This is a genomic window from Longimicrobiales bacterium (assembly GCA_035764935.1).
Classification (GTDB): domain Bacteria; phylum Gemmatimonadota; class Gemmatimonadetes; order Longimicrobiales; family RSA9; genus DASTYK01.
In genome coordinates this window covers 1-26,608 of record DASTYK010000137.1, presented here as the reverse complement: position 1 = coordinate 26,608, position 26,608 = coordinate 1, and the positions used below count along the sequence as shown (strand labels likewise).

20 protein-coding genes, 4 tRNA genes and 1 rRNA gene are annotated in these 26,608 nt (G+C 69.0%); 21 read left to right on the top strand and 4 right to left on the bottom strand.

Features of this window, described 5'->3' with window-relative positions; genetic code table 11:
- Positions 1-141 precede the first annotated feature (141 nt).
- On the top strand, positions 142-2,589 hold the full coding sequence (locus tag VFU06_11080; protein HEU5209923.1) for an ABC transporter permease: 2,448 nt from the start codon (positions 142-144) through the stop codon (positions 2,587-2,589).
- Here the strand turns inward: VFU06_11080 and VFU06_11075 are convergent.
- Complete coding sequence (locus VFU06_11075) at positions 2,586-4,538, bottom strand: ABC-F family ATP-binding cassette domain-containing protein (GenBank protein HEU5209922.1); 1,953 nt, start codon at positions 4,536-4,538, stop codon at positions 2,586-2,588. The two genes, VFU06_11080 and VFU06_11075, sit on opposite strands and share 4 nt — an antisense overlap.
- A gap of 7 nt (positions 4,539-4,545) precedes the next feature.
- The gene (locus tag VFU06_11070; GenBank protein HEU5209921.1) at positions 4,546-6,024 is read right to left on the bottom strand and encodes an MDR family MFS transporter; all 1,479 of its coding nucleotides are present in this window, start codon (positions 6,022-6,024) and stop codon (positions 4,546-4,548) included.
- 119 nt (positions 6,025-6,143) lie between these two features.
- Between VFU06_11070 and VFU06_11065 the strand changes: the two genes are divergently transcribed.
- The 3 genes from VFU06_11065 to murI are packed head-to-tail and all read left to right on the top strand — an operon-like array spanning position 6,144 to position 8,634.
- Complete coding sequence (locus VFU06_11065; protein HEU5209920.1) at positions 6,144-7,124, top strand: diacylglycerol kinase family protein; 981 nt, start codon at positions 6,144-6,146, stop codon at positions 7,122-7,124.
- An 11-nt stretch (positions 7,125-7,135) separates the two neighbouring features.
- Entirely contained in the window at positions 7,136-7,816 is a 681-nt protein-coding gene (locus VFU06_11060; GenBank protein HEU5209919.1) for a DUF5683 domain-containing protein, read from the top strand.
- Entirely contained in the window at positions 7,813-8,634 is an 822-nt protein-coding gene (gene murI, locus VFU06_11055; GenBank protein ID HEU5209918.1) for a glutamate racemase, read from the top strand. The genes VFU06_11060 and murI overlap by 4 nt, the downstream gene beginning before the upstream one ends.
- Here murI and VFU06_11050 read toward each other — a convergent pair.
- Positions 8,616-9,377, bottom strand: a complete 762-nt coding sequence (locus VFU06_11050; protein ID HEU5209917.1) for a UDP-2,3-diacylglucosamine diphosphatase — start codon at positions 9,375-9,377, stop codon at positions 8,616-8,618. The genes murI and VFU06_11050 overlap by 19 nt on opposite strands.
- A 124-nt stretch (positions 9,378-9,501) precedes the next feature.
- Here VFU06_11050 and deoC point away from each other — a divergent pair, with 124 nt between their 5' ends.
- From deoC to VFU06_10985, 13 genes are all read left to right on the top strand, one after another.
- Positions 9,502-10,506 (top strand): deoxyribose-phosphate aldolase, encoded by a 1,005-nt coding sequence (gene deoC, locus VFU06_11045; GenBank protein ID HEU5209916.1) that lies wholly within the window; start codon positions 9,502-9,504, stop codon positions 10,504-10,506.
- Positions 10,507-10,514: 8 nt separating this feature from the next.
- The gene (locus VFU06_11040) at positions 10,515-12,923 is read left to right on the top strand and encodes an aldehyde dehydrogenase family protein (GenBank protein ID HEU5209915.1); all 2,409 of its coding nucleotides are present in this window, start codon (positions 10,515-10,517) and stop codon (positions 12,921-12,923) included.
- A complete protein-coding gene (locus tag VFU06_11035; GenBank protein ID HEU5209914.1) occupies positions 12,920-13,339 on the top strand; it encodes a thioesterase family protein in 420 nt (139 codons plus the stop codon). The genes VFU06_11040 and VFU06_11035 overlap by 4 nt, the downstream gene beginning before the upstream one ends.
- The gene (locus tag VFU06_11030; GenBank protein HEU5209913.1) at positions 13,323-15,359 is read left to right on the top strand and encodes a peptidylprolyl isomerase; all 2,037 of its coding nucleotides are present in this window, start codon (positions 13,323-13,325) and stop codon (positions 15,357-15,359) included. Before VFU06_11035 ends, VFU06_11030 begins: the two co-directional genes overlap by 17 nt.
- Positions 15,359-16,096: a hypothetical protein gene (locus VFU06_11025; protein ID HEU5209912.1), complete on the top strand. Its 738-nt coding sequence runs from the start codon at positions 15,359-15,361 to the stop codon at positions 16,094-16,096. The genes VFU06_11030 and VFU06_11025 overlap by 1 nt, the downstream gene beginning before the upstream one ends.
- A 16-nt stretch (positions 16,097-16,112) precedes the next feature.
- Positions 16,113-16,580, top strand: coding sequence for an LptE family protein (locus VFU06_11020; GenBank protein ID HEU5209911.1), 468 nt, complete (start codon positions 16,113-16,115; stop codon positions 16,578-16,580).
- Positions 16,574-17,947 (top strand): cation:proton antiporter, encoded by a 1,374-nt coding sequence (locus tag VFU06_11015; GenBank protein HEU5209910.1) that lies wholly within the window; start codon positions 16,574-16,576, stop codon positions 17,945-17,947. The genes VFU06_11020 and VFU06_11015 overlap by 7 nt, the downstream gene beginning before the upstream one ends.
- Positions 17,944-18,900, top strand: a complete 957-nt coding sequence (gene hemC, locus VFU06_11010) for a hydroxymethylbilane synthase (GenBank protein HEU5209909.1) — start codon at positions 17,944-17,946, stop codon at positions 18,898-18,900. Before VFU06_11015 ends, hemC begins: the two co-directional genes overlap by 4 nt.
- Complete coding sequence (rfaE2, locus tag VFU06_11005) at positions 18,897-19,388, top strand: D-glycero-beta-D-manno-heptose 1-phosphate adenylyltransferase (GenBank protein ID HEU5209908.1); 492 nt, start codon at positions 18,897-18,899, stop codon at positions 19,386-19,388. The genes hemC and rfaE2 overlap by 4 nt, the downstream gene beginning before the upstream one ends.
- An 87-nt stretch (positions 19,389-19,475) precedes the next feature.
- A complete protein-coding gene (gene rph, locus VFU06_11000; protein ID HEU5209907.1) occupies positions 19,476-20,192 on the top strand; it encodes a ribonuclease PH in 717 nt (238 codons plus the stop codon).
- Positions 20,189-20,821 carry a non-canonical purine NTP pyrophosphatase gene (locus VFU06_10995; protein HEU5209906.1) on the top strand — a complete coding sequence of 211 codons (633 nt, stop codon included), beginning with the start codon at positions 20,189-20,191 and terminating at the stop codon, positions 20,819-20,821. The genes rph and VFU06_10995 overlap by 4 nt, the downstream gene beginning before the upstream one ends.
- Before the next feature lie 78 nt (positions 20,822-20,899).
- Positions 20,900-20,974 (top strand) — tRNA-Pro (locus VFU06_10990).
- A 320-nt stretch (positions 20,975-21,294) separates the two neighbouring features.
- A complete protein-coding gene (locus VFU06_10985; protein ID HEU5209905.1) occupies positions 21,295-24,231 on the top strand; it encodes an adenylate/guanylate cyclase domain-containing protein in 2,937 nt (978 codons plus the stop codon).
- A gap of 67 nt (positions 24,232-24,298) precedes the next feature.
- Here the strand turns inward: VFU06_10985 and VFU06_10980 are convergent, their stop codons facing one another.
- A complete protein-coding gene (locus tag VFU06_10980) occupies positions 24,299-25,627 on the bottom strand; it encodes a hypothetical protein (protein HEU5209904.1) in 1,329 nt (442 codons plus the stop codon).
- Between the two features lie 227 nt (positions 25,628-25,854).
- On the opposite strand from VFU06_10980, the gene VFU06_10975 reads away from it, so the two are divergent.
- The 4 genes from VFU06_10975 to VFU06_10960 all read left to right on the top strand — a co-directional run.
- Positions 25,855-25,928: transfer RNA gene (locus tag VFU06_10975), tRNA-Arg, on the top strand.
- Between the two features lie 8 nt (positions 25,929-25,936).
- Positions 25,937-26,010 (top strand) — tRNA-His (locus VFU06_10970).
- 58 nt (positions 26,011-26,068) lie between these two features.
- Positions 26,069-26,141 (top strand) — tRNA-Lys (locus tag VFU06_10965).
- Positions 26,142-26,532: 391 nt separating this feature from the next.
- Positions 26,533-26,608 (top strand): 16S ribosomal RNA (locus VFU06_10960); the annotation flags it as partial.

Below are 26,608 nucleotides of genomic sequence, written 5' to 3'. Positions count from 1 at the left end.
GGCCCGCGCGTGTCCGCGCCCCCTCATTCCGGTTGATCCATATCGCACAGCCCGCAACTCATCCCCCGTCCCACGCGTACGGCATCCGGCACCCGTCAGAATGAATCAGTTCCGACCGAGCATGCGTCCTCCGGAGGCCACATGTCAGAGCTGTACACGGATGTGCGCTACGCCATCCGCTCGCTGCGCAAGTCGCCCGCCTTCGCACTCGTCACGATTCTGACCCTGGCCCTCGGCATCGGTGCCAACAGCGCGATCTTCTCCGTGTTGAACGGTGTGGTGCTTCGCCCGCTGCCGTACGGCGCACCGGAGCGCCTGGTCCGGATCGCCTCGCAGTTTCCGACACTGGGGTTCGACGAGTTCTGGCTTTCGCCGCCGGAGCTGATGGAGCTGCAGGAGCGCAACCGGACGCTGCTCGCAGTGGCCGGCTACCGCACGGGGGAGGCGAGCGTCGGCGGCGACGAGGCCCCGCTGCGGGTCACCTCGGCGATCGCGACGCACGAGCTGTTCGAGGTGCTGGGTGTGCCACCCCTGCGCGGACGCCCCTTCAACGCGCAGGAAGACGCGCCGAACACCGCGCCCGTCGTGGTGCTGTCGTGGGAGCTCTGGCAGCGCGCCTTCGGCGGATCCGAGGATGTGCTCGGCCGGCAGATCCGAGTGAACGGCAGTGAGGCGCTGGTGACCGGCATCATGCCGCCCGGCTTCGACGTGGCGGATGCGGGTGTCGAGGTCTGGCTGCCGGCAGCGCTGGACCGCTCGAACCGGGAGAACCGCGGCTCGCACTACCTCGACGTGATTGCCCGCCTGCGGCCCGGTGCGACACTCGGGCAGGCGGAAGCCGACCTGTCGCGGCTGGTGGCGGAGTGGGGGACAATCAACCCCTCCACCCACGTGCCTGCGCCCGACAACCATCCGATGTTCATGACGGCGCTGCAGGAGGACCTGGTCAGCGACGTGCGCCCGGCGCTGATGCTGCTGCTGGGTGCGGTCGGCTTCGTCCTCCTGATCGCGTGCGCCAACGTGGCGAACCTGCTGCTCGCGCGTGCCGAAAGCCGACAGCGGGAGATCGCCGTACGCGCCGCGATCGGCGCCGGCCGCGGTCGCCTGCTGCGTCAGTTCCTTACCGAAGGGGTGGTGCTCGCGCTGCTGGGCGGCGCGTTCGGCCTGGCGCTCGGCTGGGTGGGCGTGCGTGTGCTGATGGCGACGAACCCGGACGCGATACCGCGTGCGGAAACCATCGGGATCGATGCAACCGTGCTGCTGTTCACGCTGGCCGTGTCCGTGGTCACAGGATTGATCTTCGGCCTGGCACCTGCCCTGAACCTCGGGCCGCGTGTTGCCAACCGTGCGCTGCGCGACGGCAGCGGCCGCACGACGGCAGGTTCGTTCCGCCAGCAATTGCGACGGGCGCTGGTCGTGTCCGAAGTCGCGCCCGCGGTCATGCTGGTGGTCGGGTCCGGCCTCATGCTGCGCAGCTTTGCCGCGCTGCAGGCCGTCGACCCCGGCTTCCGCCCCGACGGGCTGCTCAGCTTCCAGCTGTTCCTGCCCGCAGCGGGATACAGCGACGGGCCGGCGCAGGACGCGTTCTACGATCGGCTGTTGCCGGAGCTGCGCGCACTGCCGGGCGTCGTATCCGTCAGCACCATGAGCGGCCTTCCGCCCCGTCGTGACCTCGATGCCAACGACACGGAGTTCGAAGGCCTGCCGCAGACGCCGGACAGCCCGCCGCAGAACGTCGACTACTACCAGTTCACGTCGCTGGACTACCTGGAGACGATGGGCATCGGGCTCGTTGCAGGGCGCGGTTTCGAGGCGCCCGACGAGGCAGGTGCACCGGCCGTGCTCGTCAACGAGCGACTCGTCGACGTCTTCTTCCCGGGGCAGGACCCGATCGGCAGGCGCATCCGTCCGTTCGGAAGTGACCAGCTGCCGTGGTTCACGGTCGTGGGTGTCGTGCGTGACGTGAAGCAGGGCGGCATAGCCGAGGAGACCGGCACGGAGCTGTACTTCTTCTACCCGCAGGGTGCCAACACGCTGGGCTTCGCGCCGCGCACCATGAACATCGTGCTGCGCACCACGCGCGATCCCCTCGATCTCGCGGGTGACGTGCGCAACGTGGTTCGCTCCGCCGACCCGACGTTGCCGATTGCCAACCTGGCTCCCATGGACGACGTGCTGCACGCGTCCATGGCACAGCCGCGCTTCCTGACCCTGCTGCTCGGCATCTTCGCCGGTGTGGCGCTGGCACTCGCGGCGATCGGCACCTACGGCGTCATGGCGTACTCCGTGGAGGAGCGACGCCAGGAGTTCGGGATTCGCATGGCCCTCGGCGCACACCCGTCCAGCGTATTGACCATGGTGCTGCGCCAGGGGCTGGTCGTCGCCGCCGTCGGTCTGCTGCTCGGGATGGTGGGGGCGGGCATGCTGACGAGGCTCCTGCGCTCGCTGCTCTACCAGGTCAGCACGACCGATACGGCGGCGTTCATGACGGCCCCGCTACTGCTCGGCGCGGTGGCTGTCGTTGCCTGCCTGGTTCCTGCCCGGCGTGCAACGCGGGTCGATCCCGCGCGTGTGCTGAAGAGCGACTAGCGCGAGGCAGCGCCTGCGGCTTCGGCCTGGGCGAGGGCGTCGCCGGCCTCCGCCCAGCGCGCGAATGCCAGCTCGAGCTGCTTCTCGGCTTCGAGCCGTTCCAGATCCAGCCGGCGGGACTCGCTCACGCCGGCTTCGCTGGTGTAGAGCGTGGGATCGGCGAGTGCCGTGCGCAGCTCGGCCAGGCGTGCTTCCAGCTCGTGCACGGCCAGCTCCGCCTCTTCGGCGTCCGCGCGCAGCATGCGAAGGTCCACCCGGCCGCCCTTCTGTGACGCCGTTCGACGTCGCGCGACGCGACGCTCCTCCTCGCGCTGCTTCTGTTCACGCTCCTGTTGTGATGCCGCTGCCGCAGCCCGCTGCTCCTCGTGCTGCGTCTGCCAGTCGGCGAACGTGCCCGGGTAGTCCAGGATCCTGCCGTCCTCCAGGTACCATACGCGGTCGACCAGCTCATCCAGCAGCGCGCGGTCGTGGCTGACGAGCAGCAGCGTGCCCTGGTATTCGCGCAGCGCGTCCTCCAGCGCCTCGATCGACTCGACATCGAGGTGGTTGGTCGGCTCGTCGAGGATCAGGAAGTTTGCACGTGACAGCATCAGGATCGCGAGCGCAACACGGGCCTGCTCGCCGCCCGACAGAGAGCCGGCGGTGCGCTGCACGCTGTCGCCGGAGAAGTCGAAGCGACCGAGATGATTCTGCACCTGCCCGCGGTTCCAGAGCGGCCGCAGGTCGTGGATGATCGAATAGATCGTGCGGTCCGGTGGTACCTGCGAAAGGTCCTGGCGGTAGTATGCGACGTCGATCGACTCACCGACCTTGATGCTGCCGCCATCGAGTGCGCGCTCACCGATGATCGCGCGCACGAGTGTCGATTTGCCGGCACCGTTCGGTCCGACCAGGCCGATGACTTCGCCGCGCGTGATGCGCGAGCTGAACGTCCGGAGCAGTGTGCGCCCGCCGATCTCGAGACGTGCATTCTCGGCGACCAGCACCTGGTCGCCGCCGCGGCTCGCCGGCTCCAGCCGGAGCGCCATTGCGCCCGCCTCACCCGGCGGCGGGCTCAGCCGGGGCAGGCGGGCGAGTCGCGTGCGACGGCCCTTTGCCTGACGGCTGTTCTGCCCTGCGATGTTGCGCCGGATGTAGTCCTCTTCGGCCGCGATCGTCTTCTGCTGATTCTCGTACGCCCGCTGCTGCGACAGCCGCCGCTGCGTGCGCTGCTCCACGAAGGCGCGATAGCCCCCGGTGTACGGAACGGCCGTGCGGTGCTCCACGTGCAGGATGTGGTCGGCCACGGCATCCAGGAACGCGCGGTCGTGGCTGACCACGAGGACCGTGCTGTCCAGCTCGCGCAGGTAGCGCTCGAGCCAGCGCGTGGTGTCCAGGTCGAGATGGTTGGTCGGCTCGTCCAGCAGCAGGATGTCCGCGGGTGCCGCAAGCTGCTGCGCCAGCGCGAGCCGTCCGAGCTCTCCGCCACTCAGCTCCCGCACCTGTCGGTGCCGGGCAGCATGATGATCGAAGCCCAGGCCGTCCAGGATCGCGTCCACGCGTGCGGCATACGTGTAGCCGCCCTCGCGCTCGAAACGTTCCAGGTCACGGCCGTAGCGCTCCATTGCCGCATCATCGCCTTCACCGAGCGCGTGCGCCTGCTCCGCCAGCGAGTGCTCCAGTGCACGCAGCGCGGCAAAGGGGGAAGCGGCAGCGTCCCAGAGCGTCGTCCCGGCGCCGAACTCGCGGTGCTGGTCGAGCAGGGTGAGGCGCAGCGCAGACGCGCGGGAGATGCTTCCGCGCGAGGGTTCGAGCCGGCCGGCGGCCAGGTTGAACAGCGTCGTCTTGCCGCTGCCGTTGCGGCCGAGCACGCCCCAGCGCTCGCCGCGCGCGACCGTGAAGGTCACTCCGTCGAGAAGCGTGACTCCGCCGAGGTCGATGCCGACGCCATTGAATGCAAGCTGCGTCATGATCGCCTCAGGCGCTGTCCGTCGCCGGCCGGTGCGCGAGCGACTCGGCACGACCGCGCGGGAACCGGAGCGCAATCAGCAGGCTCATCAGGGCGACTCCCGCGAGCACGACGTAGATCCAGTGCAGACCGTTTGCGAGCGCGGCGCTTGCCCCTGCGACAGCGCCGGCGTCGAGCCGCGCGCGCGCGCCGGGCTCGAGCACGTGCTGCGCACTCTCGGCGAAGCCGCTGCCCGCCAGGTTCGCGTTCAACAGGGCGCCCAGTGCGGCCACCGATATTGCCCCACCGATCGTGCGGAAGAACTGCTGCGAGCTGGTCGCGACACCGCGCCGCTCCCACGGCACTGCCGTCTGCACGGACACCATGAAGGGCGTGGACATGAAGCCGAGACCCAGCCCGATGAAACCGATTGCCATGCCCAGCATGACGGGCGAGGAGCCTGCGTCGACGAACGCGAGCAGTGCGCCACCGGTCGTCGCGAGGATGCCGCCGAGAACCGAGAGCGGCCGGTAACCGACACGCATGAGCAGCAGCCCTGCGAGTGTGCTCGCGATCGGCCAGCCGATCATCATCGGCGTGAGCGTCGCGCCCGCTTCCGCGGCGCTGCCGCCATGCACGCCCTGCGTGTACATCGGCACGAATGCGGCGAGCGGGAAGAGCAGCGTGCCGATCGCGACGGAGCCCGCACTCGACACGCCGATGACGGGGTGGCGGAACAGGTCGAGCGGCAGCATCGGCTCGGGTGCGCGCCGCTCGATCCGGATGAACAGCACCAGCAGGACGAGTGCTGCTGCCAGTGTGATGCCAGTAGGCCAGATCTGCCACCCCCAGGATGCGCTGCCCTCCTGGAGCGCCAGCAACAGGAGCGCGACGCCCGATGTCAGTGAGAGCGTGCCCGCCACGTCCAGCCGGTGCTCGCGGCGCTGGCGCGTCTCCTTCAGCATCATCATCAGCATGACAGCCGAGATGATGCCGAACGGCAGGTTGACGTAGAACACCCATCGCCAGGAGACCAGGTCGGTCAGCAGGCCGCCCACGGCCGGGCCGGTCACACTTGCCGTCGCCCAGACCCCGGAAAACAGCCCCTGCATGCGGCCACGCTCCTCCAGGGTGTAGATATCGCCGATCAGGGTGACGGCGACCGGCTGGACGCCACCCGCGCCGATCCCCTGCAGTGCACGAAACAGGATGAGCTGCGTCATCGAGCCCGCGGCGCCGCACAGCACCGAGCCGAGCAGGAAGATCCCGGTCGCAACCAGGTAGACCGCACGCCGGCCATAGATGTCGGCCAGCTTGCCGAACATCGGCACGGTCGTTGTGGACGTCAGCAGGTAGGCGGAAAAGGCCCAGCTGAATCGTTCGACGCCGCCCAGGTCAGCGACGGCGGTAGGCATGGCCGTGGCCACGGCGGTCGCTTCCAGGGCGGCCAGCAGCATTCCAACAAGAATCGCGGCGGTGACCCACCGCCGCTCCCGTCCCGGCTCCATTCATCTCCTCCAGTTGCGCCTGCGGGCGCAGCCCGGGAAGCTGACGGAAGCCGCAGTCAGGGTCAACCGCCGGGAGGCGGCCGGTGGCAGAGTCACCCCGCCATGCGATAGGATTACGCGTGATCAGCCACTCACAATCCGCTGCGGCGCAGCCCGCATCCGCTGACGCACGCCGCATCCAGGTGGTGCTGAATCCGACCGCCCGCAGTGGTGCCGCGGCCGCGGTGCGCGCGGAGATCGCCCGTGCTCTCGAGGCGCGCGGCGTCTCGTGGACACGGGTCGACACGTCCGGCCCCGGCCACGCCGTCGAGATCGCGAGGCGTGCCGCACTGGAGGGCGCACCCGTCGTGGTCGCGGTCGGCGGTGACGGCACGGTGCACGAGGTCGCGAACGGGTTGCTGCGCGCACGTGCGGAACGCGAGCATGACACCGCGCTCGGCATCATACCGTGCGGCACCGGCAACGATTTCGCGCACATGGTGGCGGGGATCACCACGCGGGAGGCCGCATACGACGCACTGGTGCACGGCCGTACGCGCCAGGTCGACGCCGGCGTGGTCGAGTGGGACGGCGGTGCCGAGTACTTCGTCAATGCGATGGGTACCGGCATGGACGTCGAGGTCGTGCGCCAGCTCAGAAAGACGAGTCGGCTGCCCGGTGCCCTCATCTATCTCGGAGCCGTGCTGCGTACGCTGCGGGTGTTCCGTCCGGTCCCGCTCCGGATGGAGGGCGATGGCACGGTGGTCGACCGCCCGGCATACGTGACGGCGATCTGCAACGGGAGCCGCATAGCCGGTGGGTTGCGCATCTGTCCGGACAGCGTTCCCGACGATGGCGCGCTGGACGCGTGTTTCGTCCAGGAGCTTCCCTGGCACCAGATTCCCGCGACGCTGCTCGGCGTGCTGCGGGGAACGCACGGCCGCATGCCGTGGGTACGAATGCTGCGCGCGCCGTCGTTCACGCTCGCCGTGCCCGCCGGCACGCATCTCTTCTTTCAGCTCGACGGCGAGCTGCGCGATGCGGGCAGCGCACATGTGCTGCGCGTGTCCACGGTGCCCGGCGCACTGCGCGTCGTCAGCGCCATCCCGGTGGAAGGATGAACCCAGCATACATGCGACGTACCTGCCGTCTGCTCCTTGCATCGGTCCTCGCCTTCGGTGGCGCAGGCACAGCGGCCGCCCAGGAGCCGGTCCCGCGCGACACCGCCGCGGTGCGCGCCGACACGTCCGCCACGACAACGGTGCCACAGGCCGTGGGGCCGCGTGCGCCCGCTCCCGTGGACACGACGCGGCACGGGCCGAGCCCGCGCGGCGCTCTGCTGCGCTCACTCGTAGTGCCGGGCTGGGGGCAGCTCGCTGCAGGCGCGTACGTGCGCGGCCCGATCTACATGACGATCGGCGTGACGAGCTGGGGCATGCTCGGCAAGACGATCAGGAAGCTGGGCGACGCGGAGGACCGACGGGACGCCGCCGTCACGGCGGCAGTCGACTCGCTGATGACGCTGGTCAGGGAGGACTCGCTGATCGCGGAGCAGCTCAAGGATCCGATCGCGTTCCGCGAGGCGGTCATGGGAGATTCGCTGGTCGCCCACCGCACCAGCCTGGTCGAGGCACGCCGGCAGCAGCGCCAGGACTGGATTGCGTACACCCTGTTCTTCACGTTCCTGAACGCGCTGGATGCGTACGTCGCTGCGCACCTGGCGGATTTCCCGGGGGAGCTCGATGTCCAGCGGCGTGCGGATGGCGGCGTTGCAGTCGGCATGCGGCTCGCCCTGCCTGCGCGACGGGAATGAGCGCCAATCTCCCCATCGGCGTCTTCGATTCGGGCATCGGCGGCCTTACCGTGGTGCGCGAGCTGGTGCACCGCCTGCCCAACGAATCCATCCTCTATTTCGGCGACACTGCGCGCGTGCCGTACGGCTCCAAGTCTGCCGAGACCGTGCGCCGCTACTCGCAGGAGGCAGCGGCGTTCCTGATGTCGCGCGGTGTGAAGGCGGTGGTCATCGCGTGCAACACGGCCACCGCGCATGCGGGAGACGTGCTCGCGCGCACACTGCCCGTCCCGGTGCTCGGCGTGATCGAGCCAGGCGCCCGCGCCGCCGTGGCAGCCACGCGCACGGGACGCATCGGGGTGATCGGCACGGCCGGCACGATCGGCTCGGGCGCCTACGACCTGGCCGTCCGCCGCAAGCTCGAGGACGCGCGCGTGTATGCACAGCCCTGCCCGCTCTTTGTACCGCTGGTCGAGGAGGGGTGGATGAGCGATGACGCTGCGCGACTCGTCGCCGGGCAGTACCTGCGCCCGCTGCAGGAGATGGACGTCGACGTCCTGATTCTCGGCTGCACGCACTACCCGCTCATGCGTCCGCTGTTGAGCGAACTGATGGGGCCCGCGGTGACACTCGTCGATTCTGCGGAGGAGACGGCGCGTGAGGTGGAGGAGCGACTGGGCCGGGAGGGTCTGCTGCGTACCATCGATGCACCCCCCGAGTACACCTTCGTCGCCAGCGACTCGCCGCTGCGCTTCCGCGATGTCGGCCGCGCGTTCGTCGGCGACATCCTGCGCAGCGTGGAGCGGGTGGACGTGGAAGGCTACGGCCGGGCCGCGTGATGCGGGCTCGTGCCCGGCTCCTCCCAGTGCGCGAGCCGTGGCGCGCCATCCGGCGGGACCTCGATGTACGTGAAGTGGTTGATCCAGTCGCCGGCGTTGAGGTACCACCGCCCGGCATCCGCCTCCACGAGATCGGGCAGGTGCGAGTGACCGCACACCACGTAGCGGAGGTCGGGTTCGGCCGCCAGCTGGGCGAGGGCCCAGTCCCGGATGAACGCGGCGCGCCCCCGCATCGCATCGTCCGTCTCGCGCCCCTCGGTGCGCGAGACCGCCTGCGCCAGACGGATGCCCAGGTCGGGATGCAGCCAGCGAAAGACGCCGATCGTGAGAGGCGAGCGGACTACCGACTTGAGGAACCGATACCGCAGGTCGCCGCTGCCGAGTCCATCGCCATGCGCGACCAGAGCCGGCTTGCCGGCGATCGTCGTGCGAAACGGCCGGTCGTGGAACGCGACGCCGACCTCGTCCCGCAGGAAACGGCCGCCCCAGGCGTCGTGGTTGCCCCCCGCGAGCGTGACCGGCACCCCCGCCTCGACCAGTTCCGAAAGCGCCGCCAGCACGCGGAAGTGCCGGCCGGGAATGACGGTCCGGTACTCGAACCAGAAGTCGAAGAGATCACCGGCGATCAGCAGCGCGCGCGCGTTCGCCGCCTGCCGCTCGAGGAAGCGGAGAAACCGGCGCTCCGTCTCGTCCGGCACGCCGCCCAGGTGCAGATCGCTGACGATCAAATCGGGTTTGCTCATCAGCCGCGAAGCTACGGCGCACGGCCGCGCCCGCAAGCAGACGGCGGCTCGGCTGTATGCGGCGCGACCGGCGATGTATGTTACTGGACGAGGCGAGTACGTCCGCTCCTCATCCACGAGGACCATGGCCCCTGCTGAAGTGACAAAGGCGCCCGTGCGCCCGGCCGCGTCGCCCACCGGGCACGCACGCAACCCGGGGTTCCCGCTGGAGCTCGACTGGATCCGTGACGTGCGCGTGAACCGCAGCGCGGTCGAGCGGCGGTCGGCCACGATCGGCACGCGTCGCAGCGTGAAGAAGGACTGGCAGGCCGCGTGGCTGCTGCGGGCCATCACGCTGATCGACCTGACCACGCTGTCCGGCGACGACACGCGCGGCACCGTGCTGCGTCTCTGCGCCAAGGCTCGTCATCCGGTGCGCGCCGACCTGCTCGAGGCGCTCGGCGCAACCGGGCTGCCGATCCGGACCGCCGCAGTCTGCGTCTACCACGCGTGGGTCGAGACGGCGGTAGCGGCGCTGCATGGCTCCGACATCCCGGTTGCAGCCGTGTCCACGGGTTTTCCCGCGGGGCTGTCCCCCTTTCCGCAGCGGCTGGCCGAGATCCGCGCATCCGTCGATGCGGGCGCGCAGGAGATCGACGTCGTGATCACCCGCGCGCACGTGCTCACCGGCAACTGGGAAGCGCTCTACGACGAGGTGCGTGCGTTTCGCGCGGCATGCGGCGACGCGCACATGAAGACGATTCTCGCGACCGGCGAGCTCGGCATGCTGCGCAACGTTGCGCGCGCGAGCCTCGTGTGCATGATGGGCGGCGCCGACTTCGTGAAGACGTCGACGGGCAAGGAGCCGGTGAACGCGACGCTGCCCGTCTCGCTCGTGATGGCGCGCACGATCCGGGAGTATCTCGAGCGCACTGGCCACCAGGTCGGCTTCAAGCCGGCCGGCGGGATCCGCACCGCGAAGCACGCCATCGAGTGGATGCTGCTGATCAGGGAGGAGCTGGGCACGCGCTGGCTCCAGCCCGACCTGTTCCGGTTCGGCGCGAGCTCGCTGCTGGGCGACATCGAGCGCCAGCTCGAGCACCACGTGACCGGCCGCTATTCGGCGGCGTGGCGTCACCCCATGGCCTGAGGCAGAACGTGAGCATCGCCGAGATCTTCCGCACGCTCGAGTACGGCCCCGCGCCCGAGAGCACGACCGCCGCCGAGGCCTGGCTCGATGGGCATGGCCGCCGCTTCGGCCACTACGTCGATGGCGCCTGGCGAGAGGCCGCGGACACGTTCGAAACGACCAATCCCGCACGCAACGAGCCGCTCGCGCAGGTCGCGCAAGGGACGCCGGAGGACGTGGCCGCGGCCGTTGCCGCGGCGCGGGCTGCACTGCCGGCCTGGCGGGCACTGCCCGGCCATGTCCGCGCGCGCTGGCTGTACGCGATCGCACGCCACGTCCAGAAGCACGCGCGCATGTTCGCCGTGCTGGAGTCGCTGGACAACGGCAAGCCGATCCGCGAGTCGCGTGACATCGACGTCCCCCTCGTCGCACGCCATTTCTATCATCACGCCGGCTGGGCGCAGCTCCTGGACGAAGAGTTCGCCGGCCATGAGCCAGTGGGTGTCGTAGGGCAGATCATCCCGTGGAATTTCCCGCTGCTCATGCTGGCGTGGAAGATCGCGCCCGCACTCGCGGCCGGTAACACCGTCGTGCTCAAGCCCGCGGAGTACACCCCGCTCACTGCGCTGCGCTTCGCTGAGCTGTGCAGCGAGATCGGACTGCCACCCGGCGTGGTCAACGTCGTCACCGGCGACGGCGACACCGGCGCGGCACTGGTCGCGCACCCCGATGTCGACAAGATCGCGTTCACCGGGTCGACGGATGTCGGCCGCATCATCCGCACGGCAACCGCCGGCACGGGGAAGAAGCTGTCCCTCGAGCTGGGCGGCAAATCGCCCTTCGTCGTCTTCGAGGACGCGGACCTGGACAGCGTCGTGGAAGGTGTGGTCGATGCGATCTGGTTCAACCAGGGACAGGTCTGCTGTGCCGGCTCGCGCATCCTCGCGCAGGAGGGGATCGCGGAGCGGCTCGTCGCGAAGCTGCGTGCGCGCATGGAAGCACTCCGGGTCGGTGACCCGCTCGACAAGGGTGTGGACATCGGCGCGATCGTGGCGCCCGTGCAATTGGAGCGCATCGAATCGCTCGTGCAGCAGGGCGTGGACGAGGGCGCAACGATGTGGCAGCCGTCCTGGCGCTGCCCGCAGGAGGGGTGCTTCTATCCGCCGACCCTCTTCACCGATGTTGCGCCCGCGGCGACCATCGCGCAGGTGGAGATATTCGGACCGGTCGTCGTGCTGATGACGTTCCGCACCCCCGACGAAGCGGTCGAGCTGGCGAACAACACGCGCTACGGCCTTGCGGCCTCCGTCTGGACGGAGAGCGTGAACCTCGCGCTGGACATCGCACCGCGCATCAGGGCGGGCACCGTCTGGATCAACTGCACCAACCAGTTCGATGCGGCGTCCGGGTTCGGCGGCTACCGCGAAAGCGGATTCGGCCGCGAGGGCGGGCGCGAGGGAATGTACGAGTACCTGCGGCCGCGCTGGGAGCGTGCAGCACGCGACGGGGCGAGGACGACGCGGTCGTCGGAGCAGGCAGAGGCCGCGGCTGCGCAGCCCCCGATCGCGACAGCCGCAGGTGACGGTTCGCTGCCGCCCATCGATCGCACGCCCAAGCTCTACATCGGCGGCAGGCAGGCACGGCCCGACCAGGGGTACAGCCTCGCCGTGCGGGGGGCTGACGGTGCAGTGATCGGTGACGTCGCGCACGGGAACCGCAAGGACATCCGCAACGCGGTCGAGGCCGCGCACGCAGCACGCGCATGGTCGAGCACCACCGCGCACAACCGTGCGCAGGTGCTCTACTACGTTGCCGAGAACCTGGCAGCGCGCGCCGCCGAGCTCGCGGACCGGCTGCGAGCGGGCGATCCCGCACCGCGCGACGCCGACGAGGAGGTCGCACGCTCCGTCGAGCGGTTGTTCCAGGCCGCCGCATACGCGGACAAGTACGACGGGCGCGTGCACCCGACGCCGTTCCGCAATGTCACTCTCGCCATGCCCGAACCGATCGGCGTGCTCGGCATCGTCTGCACGGACGAGGCGCCGCTGCTGGGGCTGGTGAGCGCGATCGCCCCCGCCATTGCCATGGGCAACCGCGTCGTGGTCGTTCCCTCGGAGCGCGCTCCGCTTGCGGCCACCGATCTCTACCAGGTGCTCGACACCTCCGACGTGCCCGGAGGCACGGTGAACATCGTGACCGGTCGTCGTGCCGAGCTCGCGCCCGTCCTCGCAGCGCACGACGACGTGGACGGTATCTGGTACTTCCCGGCGGATGGCGGCGCGGCCGAGGTGGAACGCCTTTCCGCGGGCAACATGAAGCGGACCTGGTGCGCACACGGCGTGCAGCGCGACTGGTACGACGCGGAGCAGGGAAGCGGTCGTGAGTTCCTGCGTCAGGCGACGCAGGTCAAGAACATCTGGGTTCCATACGGCGAATGAAGCAGGGTGAATCGCGCTTTCGCGTCCGCTACGTCGAAAGCGATCAGATGGGCGTGGTGCACCATTCCAACTACATCATCTGGTTCGAGCAGGGCCGCACCGATTACATGCGCGAGATCGGCGTCGACTATGCCGACGTCGAGCGTGACGGCATCTTCCTCGCCGTCGCCGAGATGCACATCCGCTACGGCGCGCCCGCCCGCTACGGCGACGAGGTCCGTGTGCTGACGCGGATCGAGCGCGTCCAGTCCCGTGCCGTGACCTTCGCCTACGAGGTGCTCCGCGCCGGCGACGACGACCGCCTGGCGAGCGGCTACACCCGGCTGATCGCGATGGACACCAGCGGCGTGGCTCGCAGACTTCCCGAGTCCCTCCTTGCCCGCTTCGCGGACGTGGTGCATGCGCCTGCGTCCTGAGCTGCTGCTGGTCCTGGCGCTCGCCTGTGGCCCCGCACGCGTCACGACTGCGCCCGCCGTGCGTCCCGCGCCACTCGACGAGAGTGCGATTGCGCGCGTCGCCGCACTGCTCGAAATGCAGGACCGTCGCGTGCTCGACGTCGCGCTGCTCACGGGCTCGCTGGCGGATGCGAGCCCCGTCGTGCGGGAGCAGGCAGCGCTCGCCGGCGGCCGTATCGGCGATGTCGCGGCCGCGGGTCCGCTTCGGGACGCGCTCGGCGATGACGACGTCCAGGTCGCTGCTGCAGCCGCATTCGCACTCGGTGAACTGAACGACTCCAGCCGTGCGACCATGGAAGCGCTCGCGTCCGCTGCATCGCCCGTGGGATGGTCGCGCCCGGAGGTGGCTGCGGAGGCGGCGCACGCGCTCGGGATGATCGGGCCGTCGTCTGCACCCGTGCACCTGTGGCCGGCACTCACCGGAGACGCTCCGTCGTTCGTTCTGCACGAAGCACTGCTCGCGATCTGGCGGCTGCCGCGCAGCGACGAAGCGGTAAACGTCGTCCTGGACCACCTCGACAGCCAGGACCCGGAGACGCGCTGGCGCGCTGCCTATGCACTGATGCGATTGAGTGCGCCGGACGCGGTGCAGCGGCTGATCGCGGCCATGGCCGATCCGGACCACCGGGTGCGGGTGAACGCGGCACGGGCGCTTAGCGCGGTGGATGCCGATTCGGCTGGCGTGCGTGCGGCGTCGCAGCAGGCGCTGCGCGCTGCACTGGTCGATCCGCACCCTCACGTCGTCATCCAGGCCGCTCGTACGCTTGCCGGCTACCACGATGGCTCGGACGTGCACGCGATCGCCGGTCTGCTGGATGCCGCGGACCGCAACGTGGCGACCGCGGCGGCCAGTGCACTGGGCGAGCTCGGCGCATCGAATGCCGAGGACGCATTGCGCGCTGTCGTGAGCGCGGAGTCCCGGCCGCTCAGCCTGCGTGCCGCCGCGCTTGCGGCCCTCCTGCAGGTCGAGTCCGGTGGCGCGCTCGCGATCGCGGATCAGTGGAGCGCCAGTGAGCAGTGGCTGGTACGATTCTACGCGGCGCGCGCGTTGGGCGGCGCGTCCTGGCCGTCGTCGGCCGGGGTGCTGGAGCGGCTGGTACGCGATGCCGATGCGCGCGTGGCGACGGAAGCACTCACGTCCGCCGCCGCGGCTGCCGGGAGCGGCAGCGCCGCATACCGCTGGTTCGTCGAAGGACTGGCCGCACCTGACGTCATGGTGCGCGCCGCGGCAGCGCGTGGGATGGGACGCGCACCGCGCCCGACGGATCTGCCCCTGCTGCTCCAGGCGTATGAGCGCAGCGCACAGGACTCGCTCACGGATGCTGCAGTCGCAGCGGTGGAGGCGCTGGGCGCCCTGCGCGAGACCGGCAGCCCCGTCGAGCGATCCTTCTTCGTGCGGTTCTCTCCTGCGCGCAGCGCGATCGTCCGTCGCGCGGTGGCGACCCACATCGGGTCCGGCTGGGGCGCAGCGGCTCCGGTCGAAACGGAGAGAACGACCGAGGAGTACCGTGCGGTCGTGCGCGCCCTGGTCGTGCCTGCGCTTGCCGGCACGAGCCCGCGCGCGCGCATCGTGACGGAGCGCGGCGCCATCGTGCTCGAGCTCGCACCGGTCGAGGCGCCGCTCAAGGTCGCGAACTTCCTCGACCTGATCCGCTCGGGCTACTACGCAAGTGCTCCGCTGCGCTGGCATCGCGTGGTCCCGAATTTCGTGCTCCAGGACGGGGACGTGCGCGGTGACGGCAACGGCGGGCCGGCCCACGCGATCAGGGACGAGATGAACCGCCTGCGCTACGGGCGCGGCACACTGGGGATGGCGCTCTCCGGGCCCGACACGGGCGGGAGCCAGTTCTTCATTACCCACTCGCCGCAACCGCACCTCGATGGCGGCTACACGGTTTTCGGCCGGGTCGTCGGGGGGATGGACATCGCGGACGCAATCGCGCAGGATGATGCAATCCTGGCAATCGAGGTAATGCCCTGATGGAAGCAAGCCGATCCGGTCGGCACGACCGTCTGCTGCGGTCGCTGCCGCGAAGGACTCCGGTGCGTGCCTGCGCCGCGCTGATCGCCGTGTTGTGCGTGGCGTGCGCATCGTCCGGCGATTTCGCGGCCGGCGGCCCGGCGCCCCTGGTCGCGCAGCGGCTCGTCGAAGCCACTGCCGTCACCGGGCCGTTGCACGTGACGTTCGACTGGTCGCTGCGCGAGCGCGAGGCCCGCTACAACGGAGCTGGTGCGGCGCGTGTGCAGCCGCCGTACCGCGGCCGGCTCGATCTCTTCGGCCCCCGCGGCGAAGCCTACCTCGTGGCGGCTATCGACCACGGCAGGATGCAGCTGCCGCCGGGAGCCGAGGGCGACGCGCTGCCGCCGCCGGCACTCCTCTGGGCTGCGCTCGGGGTGCTGTATCCGCCCGAGGGGGCGGAGCTCACCGGGACGAGCACGTCGGCGGGCGGCGTCGCAGATCAGGAAACACAGCTGGAGTACCGGCTCGGCGATGAGCGCTGGCGCTTCCGTCTCGTCGGCGACATGCTTCGTTCCGCCGAGTGGCAGAACGGGTCGGATGGCCGACGCACGGTCGAGCTGGAGGGGACGGTGAGCCCCGGCCTGCCGCAACGCGCGCGCTACCGCGACTGGATCGCCTTTCGCGAGCTCGAACTGAACATCCGCACTGCAGAACCGACTGAGGCGTTCTCCGATGATGTCTTTCGCGTTCCGCGCTGAGCGGATACTCGCAGCTGTGCTGCTGCTCACTTCGGCGGCGTGCTACAGCTTCTCCGGTGGCGGCGGCTTTCCCAACGACGTCCGCACCGTCTTCATCGAGCCCTTCGAGAACACCACTCCGCAGTTCGACCTCGAGCTGCAGGTCTACAACCATCTTCAGGAAACGCTGCCGCGCCAGCTCGGGCTGAGGCCGGCCAGCGAGACGTCCGCGGACGCGATCGTGCGCGGCCGCATCCTGCGCTACGACGATCGTGCGCAGAGCAATCCCATCAACGACCCGAGCCGCCCCCTCGTCCACGTCGTCGAGATCGCGGTGGCCGTGGAGATCATCGACGTGAAACGCAACGTCATTCTGTGGGACGCAAGCAGTCTCACGGCGCAGGGCGAGTACCGTCCGGAATCCGGCAGTGAGGAGCAGGGACGGGTGATCGCGATCGAGCAGCTCGCGCAGCGGATCCTGGACGGGGCGCAGCAGCAATGGTAGGGACGCGTTCGCGCGGGCGGACCGCGCTACGGCTGGCGCTGCCGCTCCTGGCCCTGTCGCTGCTCGGCTCCGCACCTGCAGAGGGCGGCACGAGCGCACCGCATTTCTTCCTGGTGTTTGCGGCGATCCTGATCGCCGCCAAGCTGTTCGGTGAGCTGGCCGAGCGCATCGGCCAGCCCGCCGTACTCGGCGAGCTGATCGCCGGCGTCGTTCTCGGCTCCTCCGTGCTCGGCGTGATACCGGCCGAGGGGAGCATGGTTGAGATCATCACCCTGCTCGCCGAAGTCGGTGTCGCGGTCCTGCTCTTCGAAATTGGCCTCGAGACGGATCTCAAGGAGATGTTCCGCGTCGGCGGATCCGCGTTCACCGTCGCGGTCGTGGGCGTGGCCGTCCCGTTCCTGCTCGGCTTCCTGTACTGGTACCTGGCCGATCCGGCGATCGGCGGCGCCGCCGAGGCGACGGGCGTCAGCTCGACGATGATCGCGGTGTTCGTCGGGGCCACGCTCACGGCAACGTCCGTCGGCATCACGGCACGCGTGCTGACCGACCTCGGCCGGATGCACACACGCGAGGCGCGCGTCATCATCGGCGCTGCGGTGGTGGACGACGTCCTCGGCCTCGTGATCCTTGCGATCGTGACCGGCCTCGCGGCCGGCGCCGCGCTCTCGCTCTTCAATATCGCAACGACGTTCGTCATCGCTGCCGGCTTCCTCGTCGTTGCGGTCATCGTCGGCAACCTGATCGCACCGCGCCTGTTCCGGCTGATCGATTCCATGCAGGTCCGGGGCGTGCTGCTCGTCAGCGCCTTTGCCTTTGCGCTCGTGTTCGCCGCGCTCGCGGGCCTCGCCGGCTCGGCCATGATCATCGGTGCGTTCGCGGCAGGCATCGTGCTCAGCTCGACCAACCAGTTCGACGTGATCACGGAGCGGGTGAAGCCGGTCGCAGACATCTTCACGCCGATCTTCTTCGTGTCGGTCGGAGCCGGCGTCGATGTACGCCTGCTGCTGCCCTGGTCCGACAGGTTCGACCTGAACGTCCTGCTCGTCGGTGGCGCACTGCTGCTCATCGCGATCGTCGGCAAGGTCGTGAGCGGCTACGCAGTCGGCTGGGGCAGGGACAAGCTCAGCCATATCGCCATCGGTGTCGGAATGATTCCCCGCGGCGAAGTCGGGTTGATCTTCGCCCATATCGGGATGCAGAGCGGGATCCTGACGCCGGCAGTGTACAGCGCCATCCTGATCATGGTGATCTTCACGACGTTCCTCGCGCCGCCGCTGCTCAAGCCGGCATTCGCGCATGGGGTCGCCTCAGCCTCACCGGGTGTTCCGGATGAGACGCGGCACGTCGTGCACGGCGGCGGCCGATGAAGCGACTCGCGTCGCGCGGCAGCGCACTCGCGCTCTGGCAGGCCCGCCACATACAGGCGCAGCTGCTCGAGCTGTGGCCGGACGTCGCGGTCGAGATCGACGTCGTGACGACCACCGGCGACCGCATCACGGATGTGCCGCTCGCGCAGATCGGCGACACGGGTCTCTTCACCAAGGAAGTCGACCGCGCGGTGCTGGACGGTCGCGCCGATTTCGCCGTTCATTCGCTCAAGGACGTACCGACGAAGCCGCCCGAGGGGCTGGTCCTCGCCGCCGTGCCGGTCCGTGAAGATCCGCGGGATGCGCTGATCGTTGCGCCCGGCCGGCCCAGGACCCTGGAGATGCTGCCGCCCGAAGCCCGCCTCGGTACCAGCTCGCTTCGCCGTCGCGCGCTGCTGCTCGATCAGCGACCGGATCTCGAGGTGGACGATCTGCGCGGCAACCTCGATTCGCGACTGGCACGCGTCCGCGAGGGCCGGTACGACGCGATCCTGCTCGCGTACGCGGGACTGCGACGCATGGGATGGGAGCACGAAGTGGCGCAGCTCCTCGAGCCGCCGCGCTGGTTGCCGGCTGCCGGACAGGGCGCACTCGGGATCGTCTGCCGGGAGGATGATTCCGCCATGCTCGAGATGCTGGCCGGGCTCGACCACGGCCCCACCCGCGCAGCGACCACGGCCGAGCGCACGCTGCTGCGCACGCTCGAGGGCGGGTGCCAGATCCCGATCGGCGCACTCGCCACTGTCGATGGGAACGAGCTGCATCTGAATGCGTTCGTCGCCGCCCTGTCGGGCAGCACGTCGGTGCGCGGCGAGATCCGCGGACCGGTTGCGCGCGCGCACCAGCTCGGCATCAACCTGGCCAACGACATGATCGAGCGCGGCGCAGCGCGCATCCTCGAAGAGGTGCGCGCGGCGGGCGAGGATGGCGTGCCGCGACCGACAGCGCCATGAGTCAGCCGCGCTCGCCCGCCACCAAGGTCCTCGATCGCGAGGCACTGCTGGTGCGCTTCGGTGGTCCTCGCAGCAATACCGTCGTGTTCACCAATGGCGTGTTCGATCTGTTGCACCGCGGCCACGTCGAATACCTGGACGCCGCGCGCAGGCTCGGAGACGCCCTGGTGGTGGGGGTGAACACCGACGCGTCCGTGCGCCGGCTGAAGGGTTCCGAGCGTCCGCTCAACCCGCTCGCCGATCGCATGCACGTGCTTGCCGCGCTCGAGTGCGTGGACGGAGTCACGTGGTTCGAGGAGGACACGCCGCTCGAGCTGATCCGGGCGCTGCTCCCGGACGTGCTCGTCAAGGGCGGCGACTATACCCCCGACACCGTGGTCGGTCGCGAGGTGGTGGAGGCGGCGGGCGGCAGAGTCGTGATCATCCCGCTCGTCGCAGGCCGTTCCACCACCGCAACCATCGGCCGCATGCGCGGCCAGGTCAGCTGACGAACAGCACTCGCACACAACACAGCCACGCACGCGCCGGTCACGGCGCGCGGCACGAATACGGCGCAACACGCAAGGAACCATACGATGACTGCAGCGCGCACCGATCGCGCACTGGATGCACTTCGGCCACTGACCCTCGAGCGCGGTGTCGCACCTCACGCCGAGGGCTCCTGCCTGATATCGACCGGCCGTACACGTGTGCTCTGCACGGCGAGCGTGGCGGAGTACGTGCCCGAGTGGCGCCGCGGGCGCGGCCTCGGCTGGATCACGGCGGAGTATGCCATGCTGCCGCGCAGCACGCACACGCGCACGTCACGGGAGCGCGGCAAGGTCGGCGGTCGAACCCAGGAGATCCAGCGGCTCATCGGCCGCGCACTGCGGGCAACCACAGAGCTTGCCGGGCTGGGCGAACGTACGATCACCATCGACTGCGACGTGCTCGTCGCGGACGGGGGAACACGTACGGCCGCGATCACCGGCGGAGCTGTGGCACTGCGCGACGCGATCGGCTGGCTGCAGAGGGAGGGGCGCATCAGCAGCCAGCCGATGCACACCCTCGTGGCAGCCACCAGCGTTGGCGTGATCGGCGGCGAGCCCCGGCTCGACCTGGAGTACGTGGAGGATGTCGCCGCAGACGTCGACATGAACATCGTCGCACTCGAGTCCGGTCGCCTGGTCGAGGTGCAGGGAACCGGTGAGAACGACAGCTTCACGCGTGCACAGCTCGATGAGCTTCTCGACCTCGGCATGGCCGGTGTCGAGCAGCTCCTCGCAGCACAGCGTGCTGCGCTCGCCGAATGATGCCGCGCCACGCCGTGATCGCCACACGCAGCCGGCACAAGCTCGAGGAGGTGCGAGCCATACTCGGCGGCTCGCTGCGCATTCACGGCGAGACGCTGGAGCTGATCGATCTCGCCACGGCCGGCATTCAGCCCGCGCCGGAAGAGGACGACGTCGAAGCGTTCGAGACGTTCCGTGAGAACGCGCTCGCCAAGGCGCGCTACTTCGCCGCCCTCACCGGACTGCCGACCATCGCGGACGATTCCGGCATCGTCGTACACGCACTGGACGGCGCCCCCGGCGTGCGTTCGAAGCGGTTTTCAGGGCGCAACGACCTTTCCGGCCATGCGCTGGACCGCGCGAACAATGCGCTGCTGCTCGAGAAGCTCGAGGGCGTGCCCGAGCAGCAGCGCGCCGCTCACTACGTCTGCGCCGCGGCACTCGTCGGTGCGTGGCCAGGCTCGGTCACCGGCGTGGGCACGTGCAGCGGTCGTATCCTGCACGAGCCGGTCGGAAGCGGCGGGTTCGGCTACGATCCGCTGTTCTGGGTCCCCGAGCTCGGTCGCAGCTTCGGCGAGCTGCCCGCGGAGCTGAAGCACGGGGTGAGTCACCGGGGCCGGGCGTTCCGCGCGCTCGCGGCGTGCGGGTGAGCGTGCGCCCGCACCCATGACGATCCGCCCATCGGTCGTTATACTCCTGCGCCGGCATCCACAACGCCGGACAGTACACGGGGCGTAGCGCAGCCCGGTTAGCGCGCCTGCTTTGGGAGCAGGAGGTCCTCGGTTCGAATCCGAGCGCCCCGATTCGCAGCCCGGCTTGCGGCCGTCGGCCGTAAGCCTGAACCAGCCCGGCAAGTCGCCGCCGCCCGGATCGACACCCCCGATCCACGCGCCCAGTTCACAGCTGCCGCCACCTGCCGTATCTGTTCCGCGCCAACGCGATGGCCCGATCCGGCGGTCCCGCCGACTCCTGTGGCCCGTCCTGCCTTTTGGCCCCGTTCGCGTCGAATCGTCTACGTTTCGTCCGCAGTTCGCATCATCCGTCTTGATGCCGGGCGTGAGCGTCTCTAACGTTCGGTGGGCCAGTGTCCTCACGGCCCGGCACCCCCTGGCCTGCCAAGGCTATGACTCTGAACCCACGCCGCCTCGCCGCCGTCTGGTTCGCGGACATCGTTGGTTTTACTCGCCTCTCCGCTTCGGACGAGCAGTCCGCGGTGCGCCTCGTCGCGATCCTTCAGCAGGCCGCGCGCGCAGCGACCGCCGCGCACGGGGGGCGCGTCGTCAACTTCATCGGTGACGCGGCGCTCGCCGAGTTCAACAGCACGGATGCCGCGATGAAGGCGGCCATGCGTATTCAGCGTGAGTTCGCTGACGCTGCCGCCGCGGCGGGCATCGACGCATGTCTGCGGATCGGCGTGCACGTCGGTGACGTGGTGCAGTCGGAGGACGGCAACCTGTTCGGCGACGGCGTGAACACCGCCGCACGCCTGCAGGAGATGGCGCGCCCCTGTCAGATCGTGTGCAGCCAGGACGTGTGGCGGCACCTGCGGCCGCGCGGGGAGTTCGCATTCGATTCACTCGGCGAGCGCCAGCTGGAGGGCATCACCGGCCGCGTCTGGGTCTTCAGTGTGCATGATCCGGCCGGCAGCCCGGAGCTGGGCTCGCAGCCACTGCCGGTCTGGCGCGCAACGCTGACCAGGCTGGCGCGGCTGGGTCGAGTGCTGATCGCGTACATCATTGCATCGGTCATCACGTGGCAGCTCGTGCGTGCGCTCACCGCGCAGCTTCTGCTGCCCGGCTGGGTCGAGCCACTCGCGATCGCGCTGCTCGTCGTCGGGCTGCTCGTCATCCTGGGGACCGGCTGGGTCCAGGCGCGGCCGACGTGGGAGCGGAGGGTTCAGCAGAAGCCCGCCTGGGCACTCGACCTGTCGGAGGCGGTGGAGGAGCTGCGCCACCAGCGCATTCCCGAGCTGACGTGGCCGCGGGCGATCGTGGGTGGCGTGATGGCGTTCGGCGTGCTCTTCGCAATCGCGCTCGCGTATGTCACGCTCGGCGATGCCGGTGGATTCCTCGGTCCCCGGCAGGCCGTCGCGGAGCCGGGCCGCGCCGTTGCGATCCTGCCGTTCGAGACCTCCGAGGGACTCGATTCATGGCGTGAAGGTGTGCCCGACCTGCTCGCGCTCACTCTTGGTAGCCGCAATGACCTGCGCGTGATCGACCCCCTCGCCGTGATGAGTCGGGCAGGGGACGGGGAGAACTTCGACGAACCGGAGTCGGCGCTCGAGCTCGGCCGTGCACTCGACGCCCGTTATGTCCTTGCGGGCAGCGTGCGCTCGGACAACGGACGACTCCGCGTGCGCACCTCGCTGTACGACGTGCGCACGGGCGAGTCCATCGGCTCCGTCGAGGAAAGCGCCGTCGCCGACAGCATCGCCCTGCTCACGGACCGGCTCGCCATGCAGCTTACATCCCTGTTCGGGATCAACGGGACGAGCCGGCCACTCGCCATCGGCGCGCTGACGACGCGAGAGCTGACCGCGCTGCGTGCATTCCTCGAGGGAGAGCGGCTGTTCCGCGCGTCGCGGTTCGAGCTTGCGCGGGTCGCATTCGCGGAGGCGGTCAGAGCCGATCCGGAGTTCGCTTTTGCCCGCTACCGGCTGTCCCTGACGTCGGCCTGGGCGGAGCCGCCACACGAGCCGCGCGTCGATGACCATGCCGCCCACGCGGCGCGCTATGTGGACGGGCTTCCCGAGCGACAGGCGCTGCTCATCCGCGCCCACGCACAGGCCGCAGCGGGCAGGCCCCAGGCGATCGCCATGCTGCACGAGCTGACCACGAAGTATCCCAACGACGTCGAGGGCTGGTTCCTCCTCGGCGATGTCTACTACCACCGCTACCGCACGACCCCGGTGGATTCCTTCCGCACGGCCGCGGTGGCGGCCGACTCGTTCCGGATCGCATCGCAGCACGGCCTCGCACTCGATTCGACGTTCCTGCCGCTCTACCTCCACCTCATGGAGGATGCACACCGGCGCGGTGATGCGCAGGTCGTGCGGCACCTGTCGGGCGTGGTGAGGGACGTGGATCCGGGCAATCCACTCGCGTACGGTCTGGCCCTGGCGTACGGCCCTGCGTCGGATCCGGCTCCGTTCCCCGTGCAGCAGCAGGAGCTCGAGGACGCTGACCGCACGGCAGAGCCGAACGATGCGGTTGCCGGCCAACGCTCCCGTACGTCGGCTCCGGACGCCCAGCGCGACCCGGAGCGCAGCGCCCGTGCGACTCGCGAGGCACCGGACCGCAGCGGGTACGATGCGCTGCTGCGCGTCGCACTTCGTTCACGGACGAGCGCACTGGAAAGTGGCGCTGCGGCCAGCACGCTCGGCTCCGCGGATGCGCTCCGTGCTCGTGCTGCCACCGCGGCACGGGAGGGACGCTTCTCCGAGGGCGAACGACTGCTCGAGCAGGCACGCGAAGGTTACGAGAACGCACGTGCCGCCGCGCTCTGGACCGCCCGGCTCGACTCCGTCCGCACTGTCGTTGCCACGATCCGCAGCGCGGCGCGCGGTGACGCACGCACAGAAGGCGATCGCTGGGAGACACGCGCCGGTGACGCAGCGGCAGACGGGCGGTACGTGGAGGCGCTGCAGGGATACGAGCGTGCGCTGCAGGCGTATCGGACGCCGCCACCCGCACCGGCGACGGTGCCCAGCGCCGAGCGCGCGCCGGTCACCAGGAACGAGAGACCGGCAGTGGAGGCCGCGCTGCAGCGGATCGCCCGCGCCATCGAAAGCGAGAACATCGGGACGCTGCTGGAGGTGTGGCCCAGCCTGGACGCCCGGCAGCAGGCGAACTTCCGCGCGCTGTTCTCGGGCACGCGCGACATCCGCGTGACGTTCGACGTCCGATCGATCGACATCGAGCAGGATCGCGCCACTGCGTCGCTCCAGACAACCTACAACTACTTCAACGAATCCAGGCGCGCGGCCGACAGCGCGAGCTTCCCGCAGACCCTCATCTTCTCCCGCCGCGACGGCAGCTGGATTGTCACAGGCAGCCGCTGAGCGACGGCGCAGCCGTCACGCAGCCCCGCAGCATGTCTCGCGGTCGCGAACGCCGGTTCATCACAGGCTACCGGCCGTACTCGACGCCGAACGTCGGAACGACGCGTGAGCGCAGACCGCCGTCATTGAGCGCAACCAGCGCGTTCGCGACGAGCACGATCCCGGAGCCCGTCCTGAACTTGATTCCAACGGCACCGTCGATCACGTCATCGCGCGTGTTCGGAATGTTGGTGCGCTCGATGATCCGGTGATACGGCTCTTGAATCTCGAGCGGCTCAGGGAACGCGATCCGTTCCTCATCGATGTGGAACGTGGACAGCAGGTCAACGGCGAGCGTCACCCAGGGCGCGAGCCGGTGGTCGAAGCCCAGGGCCAGCTCGATGTTGCCGCCGTCTTCACCGCCGCGGTGCATGAAGCCGGCATTCACGTGTGGCGAAAAGTCGCCGAACGTGCCCGACATGATGAGCAGACCACGCCCTCCGAACTCGCCCGTGCCCAGGAAGTCCTCTTCACGGCCCGTCGGGATCCGGACCTCCCCGAGTATGGCCATGTCCAGTACTTCGCTGCGCAGGAAGCGAGCTTTCAGACGCGCCGCAATGTCTCCGACACCGGACGCCTCGTCTTCCACGCTCGTCGTCGCGTCCAGCACGGGCTGCTCCCGCGTGCCACCAAAGAAATGAAACACATCGGCCTCGCTCGGAATCAGCTGCGCGCGCGAGGTGCCCCGCAGGTGCACTTTCACGACCGGGACAGCAAGACTGAAATCCAGCCAGTCGGTGATGCCAGCCGCAGCGTACAGCGCGAATACGTCCGCCTGGATCCCCATGTCCAGCCGCAGCTCGATTACATCATTCTCGAACTGCGGCGTGCCGAACTCCGAGCAGTCGCCACCGAAGATCGAGTCGCAGCCCGGGAAGTCGCTGTTCGCGTGCACGAAGCGAAGTGTCAGATCCTCCAGTGGCACTCCGCGCATCGTGGAGAACGAAAGCCGCGAATAGCTGACGCCGGCATTGAACCGTCCCCGTCCGAGTGTCGGCGCCCGCTCCGAGAAGATCGGGCCGAAGCTGCCGGATGTGGGCGTCGGCACACCCGCCTGGAACACGAACGTTTGACTGCTGACCGTCGAGCCGAGCGGGAAATGCGCAATGTTCGATGCAATCGCCGCGTTGAAGAACTCCAGCACGCTCCCGTTCGCCTCCGACTCCGACGGGATGAAGTGATCACCGTGAACCTGCGTGCCGGGAATGCCCGCCGAGCCGCCGAGGAAGAGGGGATCATTGCCGCTGCTGAATACGAACAGCCGGTTGAGTACATCGCGCATCGTCTGCGCTTCCAGCGGTGCGGACTGCGACCACAACAACACCACGACGCAGAGACCAACTCGTGCGACTCGCATGCAACCTCCACGGCCGGGAAGGGGGAGAACCGCGGACAGGACGTGGGCACGCCCACACCATGGATGCGAGCCCATCCGGCCCCGGGCAAGCATCTCGCCACATTCGCTGTCGCATCTGCTGTCGTTTCCGCCGCATCGCGCTGCATCGGTTGGGTTGCGGGAGACCGCAATTGCCGCTAAAATGCTGTGCTCGGCTGGTTCGGCGGTCATCCCGCAGACCGCGCCGGGCGCCCGTAGCTCAGTTGGATAGAGCAGCGGCCTTCTAAGCCGCGGGTCATAGGTTCGAATCCTATCGGGCGCGCTGTTACGGTGGGCGTAGCTCAGGTGGTTAGAGCGCCAGGTTGTGGCCCTGGAGGTCGGGGGTTCAAGTCCCCTCGCTCACCCTTCGATCGCCGCGCAGCACGTACGGCATCGGCCCGGATGTTTGAAGCATGAGTGTTCGCGCCCGTAGCTCAACTGGCAGAGCAGGGGACTCTTAATCCCAAGGTTGAAGGTTCGATTCCTTCCGGGCGCATGGGGCAGGACGGCGAGCGTCGCAAGCGCGGCGCTTTTTCTTCGTGGGTAGGTCTCGCAGCGGCACAGCAGTGCAGCTGCAGCACCCCGGCCGATGTCGCGGGTATTCCCCGAAGAGTGCTGTCGAGGCGAGATGGCGGGCGAACCGGTTCCGTGACGGAAGAGCCCGCCCCTTGACGGTTCAGGCCCCATCTGTTAAGATTCAAAGCTGGCCACCAACATCGGCCAACGCTCTTTGACAACTCGGGTTTTCGGAAGATTTGGGCGGCCCTCGAATCGGAGCGCACTACTTCGCTCCGGAGCAGTACGAGGGATTCCAAAGTAGATTGATTCCGAACGTTCACAGAACAACACGTGAGCGTTTCGTTGATGAGAGCTGTATCGGACTTTTCTTTTTGGAGAGTTTGATCCTGGCTCAGGACGAACGCTGGCGGCGTGCCTAACACATGCAAGTCGAACGAGTCCAGT

Excerpts from the sequence above, each read along its gene's own strand:
- VFU06_10995 (HEU5209906.1), top strand. The coding sequence starts at position 20,189 with ATGATGCCGCGCCACGCCGTGATCGCCACACGCAGCCGGCACAAGCTC.
- VFU06_11070 (HEU5209921.1), bottom strand. The coding sequence starts at position 6,024 with ATGGAGCCGGGACGGGAGCGGCGGTGGGTCACCGCCGCGATTCTTGTT.
- deoC (HEU5209916.1), top strand. The coding sequence starts at position 9,502 with ATGGCCCCTGCTGAAGTGACAAAGGCGCCCGTGCGCCCGGCCGCGTCG.
- rfaE2 (HEU5209908.1), top strand. The coding sequence starts at position 18,897 with ATGAGTCAGCCGCGCTCGCCCGCCACCAAGGTCCTCGATCGCGAGGCA.
- hemC (HEU5209909.1), top strand. The coding sequence starts at position 17,944 with ATGAAGCGACTCGCGTCGCGCGGCAGCGCACTCGCGCTCTGGCAGGCC.
- VFU06_11075 (HEU5209922.1), bottom strand. The coding sequence starts at position 4,538 with ATGACGCAGCTTGCATTCAATGGCGTCGGCATCGACCTCGGCGGAGTC.
- VFU06_11035 (HEU5209914.1), top strand. The coding sequence starts at position 12,920 with ATGAAGCAGGGTGAATCGCGCTTTCGCGTCCGCTACGTCGAAAGCGAT.
- VFU06_10980 (HEU5209904.1), bottom strand. The coding sequence starts at position 25,627 with ATGCGAGTCGCACGAGTTGGTCTCTGCGTCGTGGTGTTGTTGTGGTCG.
- VFU06_11080 (HEU5209923.1), top strand. The coding sequence starts at position 142 with ATGTCAGAGCTGTACACGGATGTGCGCTACGCCATCCGCTCGCTGCGC.
- VFU06_11025 (HEU5209912.1), top strand. The coding sequence starts at position 15,359 with ATGGAAGCAAGCCGATCCGGTCGGCACGACCGTCTGCTGCGGTCGCTG.
- murI (HEU5209918.1), top strand. The coding sequence starts at position 7,813 with ATGAGCGCCAATCTCCCCATCGGCGTCTTCGATTCGGGCATCGGCGGC.
- VFU06_11060 (HEU5209919.1), top strand. The coding sequence starts at position 7,136 with ATGCGACGTACCTGCCGTCTGCTCCTTGCATCGGTCCTCGCCTTCGGT.
- VFU06_11050 (HEU5209917.1), bottom strand. The coding sequence starts at position 9,377 with ATGAGCAAACCCGATTTGATCGTCAGCGATCTGCACCTGGGCGGCGTG.
- VFU06_10985 (HEU5209905.1), top strand. The coding sequence starts at position 21,295 with ATGACTCTGAACCCACGCCGCCTCGCCGCCGTCTGGTTCGCGGACATC.
- VFU06_11030 (HEU5209913.1), top strand. The coding sequence starts at position 13,323 with ATGCGCCTGCGTCCTGAGCTGCTGCTGGTCCTGGCGCTCGCCTGTGGC.
- VFU06_11015 (HEU5209910.1), top strand. The coding sequence starts at position 16,574 with ATGGTAGGGACGCGTTCGCGCGGGCGGACCGCGCTACGGCTGGCGCTG.
- rph (HEU5209907.1), top strand. The coding sequence starts at position 19,476 with ATGACTGCAGCGCGCACCGATCGCGCACTGGATGCACTTCGGCCACTG.